This is a genomic window from Candidatus Nitrosopelagicus brevis (assembly GCF_000812185.1).
Classification (GTDB): domain Archaea; phylum Thermoproteota; class Nitrososphaeria; order Nitrososphaerales; family Nitrosopumilaceae; genus Nitrosopelagicus; species Nitrosopelagicus brevis.
Map to the genome: position 1 here is coordinate 829,856 of NZ_CP007026.1, position 14,358 is coordinate 844,213.

15 protein-coding genes are annotated in these 14,358 nt (G+C 33.9%); 7 read left to right on the top strand and 8 right to left on the bottom strand.

The window, feature by feature from the left end; translation table 11 throughout:
- Position 1: 1 nt before the first annotated feature.
- Both T478_RS04985 and T478_RS04990 read left to right on the top strand, forming a co-directional pair.
- A complete protein-coding gene (locus T478_RS04985) occupies positions 2 to 1,138 on the top strand; it encodes a metallophosphoesterase family protein (protein WP_048105613.1) in 1,137 nt (378 codons plus the stop codon).
- Positions 1,128 to 3,209, top strand: coding sequence for an AAA family ATPase (locus T478_RS04990; RefSeq protein ID WP_048105615.1), 2,082 nt, complete (start codon positions 1,128 to 1,130; stop codon positions 3,207 to 3,209). The genes T478_RS04985 and T478_RS04990 overlap by 11 nt, the downstream gene beginning before the upstream one ends.
- On the opposite strand, the gene T478_RS04995 is transcribed toward T478_RS04990, so the two are convergent.
- Positions 3,206 to 3,694 (bottom strand): HEAT repeat domain-containing protein, encoded by a 489-nt coding sequence (locus T478_RS04995; RefSeq protein ID WP_048105617.1) that lies wholly within the window; start codon positions 3,692 to 3,694, stop codon positions 3,206 to 3,208. The genes T478_RS04990 and T478_RS04995 overlap by 4 nt on opposite strands.
- Before the next feature lie 85 nt (positions 3,695 to 3,779).
- Between T478_RS04995 and T478_RS05000 the strand changes: the two genes are divergently transcribed.
- Positions 3,780 to 4,436 carry a TlpA family protein disulfide reductase gene (locus T478_RS05000; RefSeq protein ID WP_048105618.1) on the top strand — a complete coding sequence of 219 codons (657 nt, stop codon included), beginning with the start codon at positions 3,780 to 3,782 and terminating at the stop codon, positions 4,434 to 4,436.
- Here T478_RS05000 and T478_RS07385 read toward each other — a convergent pair.
- Together T478_RS07385 and T478_RS05010 are read right to left on the bottom strand one after the other, a co-directional pair.
- Positions 4,425 to 5,204 (bottom strand): hypothetical protein, encoded by a 780-nt coding sequence (locus tag T478_RS07385; protein ID WP_052433893.1) that lies wholly within the window; start codon positions 5,202 to 5,204, stop codon positions 4,425 to 4,427. The two genes, T478_RS05000 and T478_RS07385, sit on opposite strands and share 12 nt — an antisense overlap.
- Complete coding sequence (locus tag T478_RS05010) at positions 5,201 to 5,659, bottom strand: 50S ribosomal protein L15e (RefSeq protein ID WP_048105620.1); 459 nt, start codon at positions 5,657 to 5,659, stop codon at positions 5,201 to 5,203. Before T478_RS05010 ends, T478_RS07385 begins: the two co-directional genes overlap by 4 nt.
- Before the next feature lie 86 nt (positions 5,660 to 5,745).
- On the opposite strand from T478_RS05010, the gene T478_RS05015 reads away from it, so the two are divergent.
- Entirely contained in the window at positions 5,746 to 6,411 is a 666-nt protein-coding gene (locus T478_RS05015; RefSeq protein ID WP_048105626.1) for a hypothetical protein, read from the top strand.
- Here T478_RS05015 and T478_RS07735 read toward each other — a convergent pair.
- From T478_RS07735 to T478_RS05030, 3 genes are all read right to left on the bottom strand, one after another.
- On the bottom strand, positions 6,381 to 7,178 hold the full coding sequence (locus T478_RS07735; protein WP_052433895.1) for a hypothetical protein: 798 nt from the start codon (positions 7,176 to 7,178) through the stop codon (positions 6,381 to 6,383). The genes T478_RS05015 and T478_RS07735 overlap by 31 nt on opposite strands.
- A gap of 2 nt (positions 7,179 to 7,180) precedes the next feature.
- Complete coding sequence (locus tag T478_RS05025) at positions 7,181 to 8,113, bottom strand: D-2-hydroxyacid dehydrogenase (protein WP_048105628.1); 933 nt, start codon at positions 8,111 to 8,113, stop codon at positions 7,181 to 7,183.
- 247 nt (positions 8,114 to 8,360) lie between these two features.
- The gene (locus tag T478_RS05030; RefSeq protein ID WP_048105630.1) at positions 8,361 to 9,782 is read right to left on the bottom strand and encodes a multicopper oxidase domain-containing protein; all 1,422 of its coding nucleotides are present in this window, start codon (positions 9,780 to 9,782) and stop codon (positions 8,361 to 8,363) included.
- 165 nt (positions 9,783 to 9,947) lie between these two features.
- On the opposite strand from T478_RS05030, the gene T478_RS05035 reads away from it, so the two are divergent.
- From T478_RS05035 to T478_RS05045, 3 genes are all read left to right on the top strand, one after another.
- On the top strand, positions 9,948 to 11,309 hold the full coding sequence (locus T478_RS05035) for an aspartate ammonia-lyase (RefSeq protein ID WP_048106963.1): 1,362 nt from the start codon (positions 9,948 to 9,950) through the stop codon (positions 11,307 to 11,309).
- Between the two features lies 1 nt (position 11,310).
- Positions 11,311 to 12,579, top strand: coding sequence for a tRNA (N(6)-L-threonylcarbamoyladenosine(37)-C(2))-methylthiotransferase (locus T478_RS05040; protein WP_048105631.1), 1,269 nt, complete (start codon positions 11,311 to 11,313; stop codon positions 12,577 to 12,579).
- 77 nt (positions 12,580 to 12,656) lie between these two features.
- A complete protein-coding gene (locus T478_RS05045; protein ID WP_048105632.1) occupies positions 12,657 to 13,601 on the top strand; it encodes an FtsZ/tubulin family protein in 945 nt (314 codons plus the stop codon).
- Between the two features lie 6 nt (positions 13,602 to 13,607).
- Here the strand turns inward: T478_RS05045 and T478_RS05050 are convergent, their stop codons facing one another.
- Positions 13,608 to 14,195: a 50S ribosomal protein L31e gene (locus tag T478_RS05050; RefSeq protein WP_048105633.1), complete on the bottom strand. Its 588-nt coding sequence runs from the start codon at positions 14,193 to 14,195 to the stop codon at positions 13,608 to 13,610.
- Positions 14,196 to 14,354, bottom strand: coding sequence for a 50S ribosomal protein L39e (locus tag T478_RS05055; protein WP_048105634.1), 159 nt, complete (start codon positions 14,352 to 14,354; stop codon positions 14,196 to 14,198).
- Positions 14,355 to 14,358 lie beyond the last annotated feature (4 nt).

The following is a 14,358-nucleotide window of genomic DNA, read 5'->3' on the forward strand; positions in this document are numbered from 1 at the left end:
AATGAAATTTTCTCATATTTCAGATACACATCTTGGATTAGTCCAATATGGATTAGAAGAAAGGGAACAAGACATCTATAATTCATTTAATCAAGCAATTGATATTTCAATAAATGATAAAGTTGATTTTGTGATTTTTGCAGGAGATGTTTTTCATACACCAACGCCAAGCGGTACTGCAATTTTGCAAATGGCAAATGCACTAAAGAGATTAAAACAAAATGGAATTGAATCATTTTTTGTCTTAGGTGAGCATGATATTAGCAGAGTTCGCACTACTCCAATTCCATATGTCTATCATAATTTAGAATTTTCAAAATATATTGGGAGAGAGGAACCAGTATATTACAAAAATGTGATGATCATAGGCCTTGATAAGATTAGGAAGAATGAGATGGAGGGGTTAGAAGAAAAATTTTCAAAATTAGAATCACTAGCAAGTAAACATGATGGACATAAAATTTTAGTTTTACACCAGGGTATTACTGAAGTAAACAAATTTGCTGGAGAAATAAATTCTACTGATCTTCCAAAAAATTTCACATATTATGCAATGGGTCACCTACACGATAAATTTCTAAAACAGTATGAGCATCTGAAAGGACCTCTTGTGTATCCAGGGTCTACAGACATGACATCAAATCAAGGAGATGTAGAAAAAGGATTTTTTGAAGTTGATATTTCAGAAACTGATGCAAAACCTGAATGGAAAAAACTTGATACAAGATTACAAATTATAGAAAAAATAGAATTTGAAAAAATAGATTCAGGAATTCAAGAATTAAATGAAAAAATTTCAAAATTAGAAAAAAAACCAATAATAAAAATAAAGATCAAAGGGGACAATTTAGAACGAGATGTTATAGAAAGAAAATTTACAGAATTAGCCTCAAAATCATTACATTTTTCATGGGAACTATCTAAAGAGGAGGATGAATCATCCGTATTTTTAAACAGACCAGCACAAATTGATCAAGAATTATTCAAACTTGCAGTAAATGCTTTGAAATCAGAAAAATTAGCCCATATTGCAATAAATGAATTATTACCATTATTATCAACAAGACAAGTAGATAGTGCAACACAAGTGGTTATAGAAAATTTTAGTAATTTTTCGGAGAAAGAAAATGATTCATAGTATAGAACTAATAGATTTCTTAGCACATCATAACACAAAGTTAGACTTTAGTAACGATGCAACAGTATTCGTTGGACAAAATGGAGCAGGAAAATCAAGCATAATTGATGCAATAACATTTTCACTATTTGGAGCACACACGAGAAAAAACAACAAGAGTTTGATAAGAAGAGGGGCAAACAAATCATTAGTTAAAGTAGATTTTTCTGCAAACGGAAAAAATTACAGAACAGTTAGACAAATTGATGCCAAAGGAACGTTAACTGCACAATTTTTAGAAAAAAATGGTGAAGACTTTATCCCTATTGCAGAAGGAGAAAGAAAACAATTTGGCGAATCCATGACAGAAGAAGTTGAAAAAGTATTAGGAATAAATTTTGAAAAATTAAAAATTGCTTCAATAGTTCAACAAGGAGAACTGAATTCAATCATAAAAGCAAAACCAAAGGAATTCAAAGAATTATTGAATACAATCATTGGAATTGATAGATTAGATGTAGCAGTGGAATCTATGAAAGAAGTTTTGAAAGAATTTAGGAAAGATATTCAAACAAAACATGGTTTTGATGATACACAAATTGAACTATTAGAAAATAGAATGAATGAATTTCAAAATGAAATAACTAATTCAAAACCAATGATGAAGAAGTTAGAAGAGGAAAAACAGGTTAGAGAAACAAAAATAATACAAATTGAACAAGAAGTTGAAAAAGATAGTGTTAAAGAGATTCAATTAAGAGAATTAGAGGATCAAAAAGAAGAATTAGTATCATACGCAAAAGAGACAATTAAAAAAATTCAAAGAGATGTAATGGAAGAAGAAAGAAAAGTTAACGAATGTAAGGGATGTTTTTCAATTGTTAGTAAGAGAGGAGAGATAGAAAGCAGATTATTCAAACTCGAGGAAGAATTACAAACAATTACAAAAGAATTAGTTGAATCTGAGAAAAAGAAAATTCGTTTTGAAGAACAAGGGGAGTTTGCAAATAGATTAGAGTTAAAAGATGGAAAATGTCCAGTATGTGATTCCAAGGTTGATCATTTGAATCCACTATTTCAAAAAGAGCATTTGGAAGAAGAAATTAAGACACTTGACAGAAAAATTTCACAAACAAAAGAAAAACAAGTAGAGTTAGAAGATTCAATTGAAAAAGTAAATGATGAACTAAGAGAGGCGGAAAATGCCGATATCAAATTAAAGACACATAACATTTCAACTGAGACAGAATTAGAGCAAATTGCTGCAACAATCAAAGAGAAAGTAAAAAAAATTAAAGATATACCAATTACAATTAACTCAGGTCAGCTTTTAGAAGCATCATCAATTGATGCACATGCAAAGATGAAATATGAAAAAATTTTACAAATTGAAAAGACTACTAGTGGATTTAATCAAGATGAGTTTCTTTTAAAGAAGAAAGATTTGATTCAAAATCGTGATAGATTACGTCAGATTGATCAAGAGTTTGGTGCAACATCTAACAGAATAGAAAATGCTGAACAACAACTCGAAAGGAATAGAATAATTTTAGATGAACTACACAATGTAAGAAAATATGTCATAGAATTAGAGAATATTCAAAAAAATGTTTACAGCATAGATGGGCCAGTAGCAAAGAGTCTACGTTCATGGGCATTAGATATAATTTCTGAAAAAGCATCAGAATATTTGGAGAGATTAAACACAAAGATTCAGAGAATTTCACTTTCCCAAAAAACACGAGATGTGAATATTACATGCTATGCTAGATCAACAATGTTAGAATTAGAATCACTTAGTGGAGGAGAGCAAGTAAGTATTGCTTTGTCATTAAGATTAGGAATGGCACATTTGTTAGGTGCCTCAAATCTGAATTTCATGATATTGGATGAACCTACCACACATCTTGATAGCGAACGAAGAAAAGCACTTGTAGGAGTATTGTCACAATTAGCAAGTATTAGAGGTGAAGAGGCTTCAATGCAATTTATTATAATATCTCATGACGCAGAAATTTTTGAAGATTCATCTGTAGAGAATATTTACAATTTTGAATCAGCAATTAATGGAACGCTAGTTAATCCACTTTAGCCGCCAGTTAATTTACCAAACTTTTCACTTTTGCACAAAGTTTTCATAAATTCCAAGTTAGATAATGCAACTACTGCAGAATGTCTTACAGACTCTTCAGGATCATTTAGTGCTTTTTCTAAAACCTCAGGTTCACCTGTAGAACCAACAACTCCTAGTGCTACTGCTGCTTCATGTCTAACAAACATGCTAGGATCATTTGCAGTAGCATCTTCAAGTGGTGCAATTCCACTACTAAAGCACATCTGACCAAGTGAAAATGCGGCTTCATGTCTAACTAGTTCATTAGGGTCATCTTTGAGAACTTTGGCAATATATTGGACCTTATCCTCACCACCTAAATCTACAAGAATGCAAGTTGCTCTGCATCTTACAACATAATCATCATGATCTAATAATTTCACAAAATAATCGGTATCTTCTTTTTCATAATGAGATTCCATTTCTGCAAATAGATCAATTCTAGATTGTGGTACTACTTCCATGTTTGACGTCTTTTCCAGTCCTTTTTAATTCCTTTTTTTTAAAATGTCAGTTATCTTTTTAATGGAAATGTAGATCAGAAAATTTATGGTAGCAATTGGAGAAAAAGCACCGAATCTCAAATTAGGAAAATGGGTTCAAGGAATGGAGACAAACTTTGACAAAGAAGGTGATAATGTAAAACTGGTCGAGGTGTTTCAGGTTAACTGTCCAGGTTGTTTTATGCATTCAATTCCAGAAATTATCAATATTTATCAAAAATTCAAAGGAGACGGATTGACGGTGATGGGAGTAGCTACTGCATTTGAGGATTATGACAAAAATACATTGGAGAATTTAGAAATGCTTTTGACAACAGGAGAAGTTGTCGGCGATACAAAACAAGCATTATCACAATATGGTCAACTCAAAGATGGGAAATTACCATACAAAATTCCATATCCAGTAGCAATGGATTCCCTAGTAAAAGAAGGAGGAGAACCAACAAAAGAAAAAATGACTGCATTTATCAAGAATCAGCTTCCAGATTTTGATTCACAACCAGAAGACTACAAACAACAAATTTTTGAGCGTGTTAAAGGATATTTCAAATCAAAAGAATATTCTGCGGAGACATTTGAAATGTACTCACTGCAAGGTACGCCTTCAACTATCTTAGTAGATAGAAAGGGAGTTTTACGAGACGTGTCATTTGGTCAAACTGTAAATCTTGAATCAATGATACAGAAATTATTAAGCGAATAATTTTTTGTATTTTCTTAGAACAATCAAACCAATAAATGAAGTTGCAAGAACTAGTGGTGCAATTTCATAAAATTCAGGCACTACATATGTTCCAATAATTTCAATTTTTTCATTATCAGAATTAAATGAAATGTTCATAGTATTGTCTTCAATAGTGTAATCAGACTCAACGCCATCAATCATCACAATAAAAGAACCATCATCAAAAGGAGTAATTACATCATCAGATAATGTAAATGATAACACGCCATTATCACCTGGATCAAATAATGTAAAAGTTAAGGAACTTGTAGATTGATTTTCATCAATATTATCAACATAACCATCAGTTATACGATAATCAATTATATCCCTAATGTTAAATGTATCAAGATATGTTGTCCCAAAAATTTCAATTTTATGTTTTCCCATTCCTGAAAAATCCATTGTTAGAAAGGTAGTATTACTTCCAGCCTTTAAGTCTGGCATGAATTTGTCACCATCAATAAATATAGAATAATCACCACCAATCAATTGGTTACGAAAGCTAATTTCTAGTGAATTATTTTCTAAGGAACTTAGAACAAACAATGTGATTGATTTTTTGTCTTTATCAAAATCAAGATTGGTTACATCTAGATTTCCAGTAACTTCAACTACAAATGAATGTCCGTCAGTTTTTACAGGAAATGTGAATTTAAGACCAGTTTTATCAGAAAGTGGTACAGCATCAGCAAGTGGAATAGTTATTGATAAGACTATTAGAAAAATTAATAATTTTTTTATCATGCAGCGACTTTGATTACTCTTTTTCTTAATTCTTTGTCATTTACAATACTTGGATGTGATGGGTCTGCTAATATTACCTCATACCAGTAATGTTTGCCGTCTTTGTACAGAAAATAAGAACCTAAAAGTTTCATATTTGGATATTTCTCAAGTACACGTCTGTTTGCTACAGTTTTCATATTATCGTCTTGTTTGATTCTAGTTACACCCAGATGTTTTGGACGTCTTCCACCTCGTGGTCTTTGACGTCTCATTCCTCCAGTTCCAACTCGCATTCTAATTACAACGATTCCTTGTTTTGCTTTGTAACCAAGTCGTCTTGCGCGTAAAAGTCTACTAGGTCGCTCAATACGTGTAGCGGCGTCTTCTTTTCTCCAAACAATTGCACGCTCTCGCAATACGATAGAATTTTCCTTCCACATTTTGTACCATACAGTGTCTTGGTTAGTTGTCATTAGATTCATAGAAAAAAATCCCCTTAATAATCCTATGAAGAGAAAAATGTAAAATTCATTATATTATGTAGAAATTAGGTAAAGGTATGAGACAATATTTACTGTTAATTATAGGAGCAAGTATTATTTTCTCATCTAGCGCTTATGCTCAAGATGTACAAAATATTGAGATAGCGATTTCATCTCCAAGTTACAATTATGGAGACAAATTAGATTATACTATAATTATCTCAGAGGTTACAGGAGAAGATGCGGTTATTTTTATTACAAATACTGTTGGAAATAAAAGTCAATTATTATCAATACCAATATCACAAGAAGAATCTAGAATAATTGCACCATTTTCATTTGATAGCATAATATGGAATGAAGGTACCTACGAACTGGAATTACAATATTCAGGGGCTACAGCTACAACATCATTTACAATTGTAAATGATGGAACAATTGGTATACCATATTGGATAAAAGATGTATCAAAGATATGGGTTAGCGGTCAAACAGATGATGATGAATTTGCAAAATCAATTCAATTTTTAATTGATGAAAATATTATTTTTAATGCTAAACCAGGAAAAGAATTACAGATACCCGATTGGTTTAAGATGACAACTGGATGGTGGGTAAATAATCAAATACCAGACACAATTTATGGAGATGCATTACAATTTTTAATTAATGAAAGAGTGATTGAGATACCAATTAATCAAAAATCATTTGATCAAGAATCATCATCAGATAAAACTTTGTGACTTTTCTTACCAATACCCCATAAGATCATCATAATCACAATTCCAAGTGACATTCCAATTACGATAGAGTAGATTAGAGGTCCAGTTCTAAAATCAGATGCATTTTTTTCCATAGGAGATAAAACACATTCTCCGTTTTCATAGACAGTACCATCACCACAAGTATTCATCATATTTTCAATTTTTTCTTCTTCAGCATTTTTTACGTCAATTTCTGCTTGTGCTTTTGCTGCGGCTTCAGCTTCTGCTTTTGTGTCAGATTCTGCTTGTGCTTTTGCTGCGGCTTCAGCTTCTGCTTGTGCGTCAGCTTCTGCTTGTGCTTTTGCTGCAGCATCAACATCTTGTTGTTTTTGTTCTATCAGAAATGAATTGTTTGCAAGAATTGTTCCAATAATTTCTATTTCTTCAGTTCCTGCAGAAAGTGAGAATGACAAAGTTCTATATTCATCAGTTTTTACTTCTTCAAACTCAATTTCGTCACCGTCAGATAAGATAAAGAAATCATCGTCAGAGTATCCAAGTTTTGCATCAAAAAAGTCTCTTTGAAAAGTGATAGATACATCACCATCAGAGCCAGATACTTCTGTTTCAAAAATTAGAGATATGAAATCAAGATCAGCAGTGACAGATTTCAAAACTACATTATTTGCGTTATAATCAATATCATAATTGGCATTATCAATTTCAGTTGAAACCGTATCAGCAAATGCTGGTGGAATGACTAATGAGAAAAATAGTACAGTAATGTATGCAATCTTTGGTTTCAATCCTAAGTAACGCCTCTAAGGATTTGTATTATCTTTTCTGCTATAACATTTGCAGCTAAAGACTGAGCTTCTTTTGTCTGAGCGCCCATATGAGGCGTAGAAATGAAGTTTGGTAGGCTTGCCAGCTTGTTTGAAGTAGCAGGTTCAACCTCAAATACATCCAATGCAGCCCCTCCCAGTTTACCATCCTTTAGAAATTCGTATAATGCTTCCTCATCTATTACACCCCCACGAGATGTATTGATTATGCGAGAAGTGTTTTTCATTGTGCTCATTTTTTCAGCATTAATCAAGTGTTTCGTACTGTCCAATAATGGAACATGTAATGAGACATAATCAGAACTTGCAAGTAGAGTTCCGAGATCTGCTTTCATCAATCCAACCTCACTTGAAAATTCTTCATCAATTGGGACTACATCATAACCAATAATATTCATGTTTAATGCTCTGGCAAGACGACCAAGTCTTTTTCCAATATTTCCTAATCCAACAATTCCCAAATATTTTCCACGTAACTCGGTACCCATCAATTCTTTTTTAATCCAATTTCCATTTCTTACTTCCCTGTCAGCTCTTGGAATTTCTCTTGCTAAGGATAACATTAAACCTAGAACTAATTCTGCAACAGCATTCATTGCACCTTCAACTGCATTAATTACACGAATGTTTTTTTCTTTAGCAGTTGTTTGATCAATATTATCTAGACCAACACCAACTCTAGCTATAATTTGACATTTGTTTGCTTTTTCAATCATGTCTTTGGTAATTTTTGTTCTACTTCTAACTATGATGACTTCAAAATTTTCAATTTTTTCTAAAATTTGGTCAGGAGTAATTTCAGGCTCGTATGTAATTTGTAATCCATTTTTCTCTAAAATTTCATTTAAGACCGGATTTACTTGATCACATATCAGGACAGATTGATTCATACTCATGCAACAAGCCTGAATTCATTTAATATAATGATTTTGAAAGTTGAGAATTACTAAAATTATCTGCTTACTTTAAACAAACATGGAATTTGATTTTGTTCAGATTATTCCAATTGTGTGTATTATAGCAGCAGTAGGAATTTTTGTTGGTACCAGAATCTGGATTATGTTCAGATAGAGACATTTTTGATATAGTGAACCCAGTATCCACTAAAGTCAGAGAATAAAAGGAAAAGAGGGGTATGGTGGTTTATCCTTGTGCTGCAGCAATTACTGCAGGGATTACTTCCCATAGAGGTAAAGCGCCGTTTTCAATAGCTGCGTTTGCAACATCATCTGTACATAAACAGTGGACGTTCAATGCTGGGTGTGCAATTGTGTTTGCTCCTGCTGGAGGAACTGCATCGTGTGGGTTACCTAAGACACCTGCATATGAACCAGCATCTACTGCACCTTGAACTACGCCAAGGGAGGTTGCTGCTTCATTTACTGGGTCTAATGGAAGACCTGCAACGAAGATTGTTGCTGCACCACTATAGATAGCTGCATAATCATGGTTTACTGCTGCATAAATGCCTGGTTCATCAAATACGACATCTACAATCATATTTTGTGAGCCACCGAGTAGCCATGTTTCAGTACCTTGTGCTTGAACTCTGTTTGCTTGTGTTACTCTGTCGAGGATTTCACCGACAATGTGCCAATAGACTGGTTCGTTACCTTGATTCTCGATAAAGAATCTAACGTGTTCATCAGTTGGTACGAAGAGTAGTTGTGATTGATATTGTTTTAAGTCCATAGAATTCCATGGTTGTGCTAAGAAGATGTTCTTGTTTGCATCGCCGAACATGAGTAAGTTATGGATTCCGTTTGGAACATAACCAAATGCTTGTCCGTTAACAACAGTTTGAGATGTTGAGTGACTCATCATCTTTCCCATGTCGTAAGTACCAGCGTCAGTTAAGTACAACTGGTTGTATTGCAATTGGAACTCTAGAGCATCAGCATCATAGAATTTTTTGTCCTTTACAACTTCACCGCCTTGTAGTGCTGTTTTTTCCACCATTAGTCTTTTGTAACCATCGAGTGGGTCAACAATGGTGATACCATACATACCAGAAAGTACGTGTTGGTCCATTGCTGCAATGTTAACACCAGAGCAGTGATATTTGAAAACACCTGGAACTTCAGCAATAAAGCAGTATTCACCAGTTTCACCGATGTTTACTGCACCCATGTAAGGTTTTGATGACATTTGTGATGCATGCATGTCATTTCCGTGTTGAGTTACCTCATCACCTGGAATTGTCAATGTCATGTGAACAACGTCACCTTGTGTAACTCTTAGTGTTGGTCCTGGGACTTGTTCACTAAAAGTCATTGCACTGTAGGTACTTCCAGTCATTGTTGGAAGATCGACACTTACACCAGTAAGGTCAAAGTTTACTACAGGTCGACCTGAGTCTAATAGGTCTGAACATGGGCCTGCTGCATATGCTTCAGGCATCATTAGTTCTAAACCGCCCATAGCAGCAACTTTTGCAAGTGGAGATGTCTCTACTTCCATTGTTGAACCTGCATTTAGAGGAGCAGTGAAAGAACTTCCGAATAGTGCGCCGCCCATAACTGCAATTGCAGCTACGGTCATGATAGTACTATAACGTCTATTCATGTTCTTCGATGCTTGAACTAGATTATATAAAACATACACTTTTTTGAGAAATCTACTAGATGTTTTCGGATCTTAGAATATGGAATAATTTGAAAAATAATTCAAAAAAAGGGATCGGACTTGGTAATAAATTCAATTTTTATTCCTGAATGTTTTAGGGTAGATGTGAAATACCGATCAGACAAAGATTCTCTGGGACCAGTAAAAATTCCTGCCGATGCATATTATGGTCCATTTACGGGAAGAGCAATCAAACAGTACAATGTGACAGGTAGACCATCTCATCATAATTTGATAAAGTCATTTGTTATGATAAAACGCTCTGCAGCAGTTGCTAACATGAAAACTAAAGCAATCAACAAAAAACAAGGAACTATAATAGTAAAAGCCTGTGATAAGATTCTTTCAGGAAAACACATTGATCAATTTGTCGTAGACATGGTAAACTCAGGTGCCGGAACAGCGTTCAACATGAACACTAACGAAGTAATTACAAACGTAGCACTGAAAGGATTAGGTAAGAAACAAGGTCAGTATGAATTTCTTCATCCAAATGATCATGTAAACATGTCACAATCAAGTAACGATACATATCCTACTGCAATGCACATGGCAATACTATTTTCATTCAAAGAAATGATTCCTGTTATTGACAAATTAATAAAATCAATTAACAAAAAGGCAAAGCAATTTTCTAAATACAAAAAACTTGGTCGTACTCATTTGATGGATGCATTGCCAGTTACACTTGGAAGTGAGTTTGCAGCTTATGTAACCTCATTAACAAATGCTAGAAATCAGATTATTGCATCACAAAAAGAGTTGGAACAAGTTGCATTAGGCGGTACAGCTGTAGGTACAGGTGCAAATACACCAAGAGGATACAGGAAAGCTGTAATTATCGAATTAAGTAGAGTATCAAAATTATCACTTAAACCACAGAAAGATATGCAATATGCATTACAAAGTAAATTTCCGGTTGCAAATGCATCATCTGCATTGAAAAACTTTGCAATAGAATTAGGTAAAGTCTCAAATGATGTTAGATTGATGGCATCAGGACCAATTGCAGGTTTATCAGAGCTAGGAATACCAGCAGTTCATGCCGGTTCATCAATTATGCCAGGAAAAGTCAATCCATCTTTAGCAGAATGTATGAATATGATTTGTTTTAGCGTAATAGGAAATGATACTACAGTTTCATTTGCAGCACAAGCAGGCCAGTTTGAACTTAATGTAATGTTACCAGGAATGTTGAAGGCAGTTTTAGATTCAACAGATATGCTGACAAACTTTTTGCCAATATTTTCTGCAAACCTAATTGACGGGTTAACTGCTAATCAAGCAAAACTTAGAGAGAATATTGAGAATAGTCCTGTAATTGTAACACTGCTTACACCAAAAATTGGTTATCTCAAATCTGCAGACTTGTTCAAAGAATCTCTCAAGACAGGAAAAACAATCAGAGAATTAGTAGTCTCGAAAAAATTAATGACAAATAAAGAAGTCAGCTCGTTGTTAGGTTAAGATGGCAAAAATTTGGGTAGAGGCTTATGGCTGCTCTGCTAGTTATTCAGACTCTGAAATGATTTCAGGTTTGATTGTTAATGGAGGTCATACCTTAGCAGAAAATTCAGAAGATTCAGATCTTAACGTCATAGTTACTTGTTCAGTAAAAGATGCCACAGCAGATAAGATGATTCGTAAAATCATGGATTCCAGTTCAAAACCACTAGTTGTTGCAGGATGTTTGCCAAAAGCAGAAAAAACCAAAGTGGAAAAATTTGCAGAAAATGCAAGTCTAATGGGTCCAAATTCAATTGGTAAGACACTACAAGTTATTCAATCTACACTTGATGGGAAAAAAACCATCGCCTTAGAGGATTCGGATTTATCAAAAGTAGGATTACCAAAGATTCGTCTTAATCCAGCAGTTGGAATTGTTGAAATAGCAAGCGGATGTATGAGTGAATGTACATTTTGCCAGACAAAAATATCAAAAGGAGATTTGCAAAGTTACAGAGTAGGAGACATTGTAAGACAGGTTAAAACCGAATTAGCAGATGGATGTTGTGAAGTATGGCTAACATCAACAGACAATGGATGTTATGGTTTTGATATTAATTCAGATTTACCAGAATTAGTAAATACTGTATCACAAATTCCAGAAAAATTCTTCATGAGAGTAGGAATGATGAATCCAATGTATATGCCAAGAATACGTGAAGGATTGCTAAAATCATTTGAAAGTAGCAAAGTTTTCAAATTTTTACATGTGCCAGTTCAAAGTGGAAGTGACAAAGTTCTAAATGACATGAAAAGAGGACATACAGCAAAAACTTTCAGAGATGTTGCACAACAATTCAGAGAGAAGTTTGGTAAATTTACTATTTCAACAGATATCATAGTTGGATTCCCAACTGAAACAGAAGAAGACTTTCAGATGACAATGCAGTTGTTAGAAGAAACAAGACCAGATATCGGCAACTTATCAAGATATAGTCCAAGACCAGGAACAGACGCTGCAGAAATGCCACAAATCGACATGGTAGAAATGAAGAGAAGAAGCAAGTTGGCTTATGAATTAATCTGTAAAATTTCAAAAGAGAATAATGAAAAATGGATTGGTTGGAAGGGTGAAGCAGTTTTTGATGAGGAATTTGAGAATCAGAAAAGAGGTAGAAATTTTGCATACAAACCAATTTTCGTCAATGAAGAACCAAAAATCGGGGATGTCAGAACAGTAGAAATTACTGACGCCACCGTTCATAGCCTAATTGGGAAGATTATCAGGTAAAGGACTCAAGAATTTTAGATCGGAATTATAATCAAAACTAAGTAAAGAGTTTTTTATCAGAAATCGCGATACTGTACATGACTTTCGAGATTAAAGAGCCAGTACTAGTAGTAGGGCTAGGCGGAGCAGGCATCAAATTAGCCTCAGAAATGAGAGACGTTTTAGATGCAGATTTACTAAAAATTAGTCAAGATAAGAAAGACGTTTCAGAACACAATTCAATTCACATTTCTACAAAATCCATCATAAACCCATCAGTTCAATTGATTCGAGGTTGCGCTATGGAACAAAGTGAAAAAATTGAAGAACATATGAGCACATATGAAACAGTCATCATCATGGCAAATCTTGCAGGAAAATCAGGTGCTGCATTAGCCCCAGTAGTATCATCAATCTGTAAAGAACAAAACAAAAATGTTCTATCATTTGCAATAATGCCTTTCAAATTTGAGAAAAATAGAATTTTCCAATCTGGAATATCATTGAAAAGATTGAGAATGAATTCAGATTCAACAATAATCATTGATAATGATGCAATATTGGATAGTAACCCAGACTTTACTGCAGAAAAATGCTATGATGTGACAAATAATGCAATCAAATGTCTTGCAACATCAATCAAATCATCATCATTAACAGACGACACAAATATCATGTCAACATCACGCAGTACAGAAAATATTGAAGAATCAGTAAAAGATTCAATCAAAATGTTATACGAGGATGCACCACCAAATAGCATCAAACGTTCTATGTTGTACGTTTATGGAGCAGATAAAATTCCAGTTGGAGTAATTAATTCAATTTCAAATATACTTGGAGGTATTTTTGATGAAGAAAATTCTCAAGTGGATATGTCAACATCTGGAAATACAAACGTCGTTTTGTTAAGTGCAATTGCAGGAGAAACACGCTTTGACAAATATGATCCATTAGGAGTTATTTCAAAAGATAAAACATTAGACTGGGATGAACCAGAAACTAGTTTTAACTGTGAATTAGATTTACCACAAATAGAGTAATAATTTTTATTCTTTAGATTTTGGCTTTGATTCTTTAGCTTTTGGCTTTGGTTTTTCTTCTTTTGGTTTTGATTCTTTAGCTTTTGGCTTTTCTTCTTTTGGTTTTGATTCTTTAGCTTTTGGCTTTGGTTTTTCTTCTTTTGGTTTTGATTCTTTAGCTTTTGGCTTTGGTTTTTCTTCTTTTGGTGCTACTTCTTTTGGTGCTACTTCTTTTGGTGCTACTTCTTTGAGGGTTTCCTCTGTAACTTCAATTGCATCAGGATCATCAGTTTGTGGTTCAACTTTTTGTTTGATCTCAGGAGATTTCTTGGAATCTTTTTCATCAGATTCTACATCGTCTTCATAATTAGTAACTAAAATGTAACCATCATCAGTTTTTGTCATTTTGACACGAATCTTACGTGGAGGGCTTCTAACACCTTTAGACCAAATCAAATGAGCTACTTCTTCATCAATTTTAATTTCCTGAGTTTTCATATGCTTTCGGGCAAATTCACGGATCATGTTAATTGCTCTAACTGCACGATGTTGACTTTGAGAAAGAAGTACTTTTCCTAGAGGAATTGTATAAACACGTTCAAGTTCTTGAGACAACTATCCAACCTCCACATCAGTTCTACGCCATGCTCTAGCCTTTGGATTTGTTCTGACTGAACGTTTGGTCTTTAGAATAACCCATGCTGGAACGGCAGATGCTTGTTTTTGTTTCTTGATTAATCTGATTTTTCTACCAGAGTGTTTTCTAGCTGCCATAAAG

Excerpts from the sequence above, each read along its gene's own strand:
- T478_RS04985 (WP_048105613.1), top strand. The coding sequence starts at position 2 with ATGAAATTTTCTCATATTTCAGATACACATCTTGGATTAGTCCAATAT.
- T478_RS04990 (WP_048105615.1), top strand. The coding sequence starts at position 1,128 with ATGATTCATAGTATAGAACTAATAGATTTCTTAGCACATCATAACACA.
- T478_RS04995 (WP_048105617.1), bottom strand. The coding sequence starts at position 3,694 with ATGGAAGTAGTACCACAATCTAGAATTGATCTATTTGCAGAAATGGAA.
- T478_RS05000 (WP_048105618.1), top strand. The coding sequence starts at position 3,780 with ATGGTAGCAATTGGAGAAAAAGCACCGAATCTCAAATTAGGAAAATGG.
- T478_RS07385 (WP_052433893.1), bottom strand. The coding sequence starts at position 5,204 with ATGATAAAAAAATTATTAATTTTTCTAATAGTCTTATCAATAACTATT.
- T478_RS05010 (WP_048105620.1), bottom strand. The coding sequence starts at position 5,659 with ATGACAACTAACCAAGACACTGTATGGTACAAAATGTGGAAGGAAAAT.
- T478_RS05015 (WP_048105626.1), top strand. The coding sequence starts at position 5,746 with ATGAGACAATATTTACTGTTAATTATAGGAGCAAGTATTATTTTCTCA.
- T478_RS05025 (WP_048105628.1), bottom strand. The coding sequence starts at position 8,113 with ATGAGTATGAATCAATCTGTCCTGATATGTGATCAAGTAAATCCGGTC.
- T478_RS05030 (WP_048105630.1), bottom strand. The coding sequence starts at position 9,782 with ATGAATAGACGTTATAGTACTATCATGACCGTAGCTGCAATTGCAGTT.
- T478_RS05040 (WP_048105631.1), top strand. The coding sequence starts at position 11,311 with ATGGCAAAAATTTGGGTAGAGGCTTATGGCTGCTCTGCTAGTTATTCA.
- T478_RS05045 (WP_048105632.1), top strand. The coding sequence starts at position 12,657 with ATGACTTTCGAGATTAAAGAGCCAGTACTAGTAGTAGGGCTAGGCGGA.
- T478_RS05055 (WP_048105634.1), bottom strand. The coding sequence starts at position 14,354 with ATGGCAGCTAGAAAACACTCTGGTAGAAAAATCAGATTAATCAAGAAA.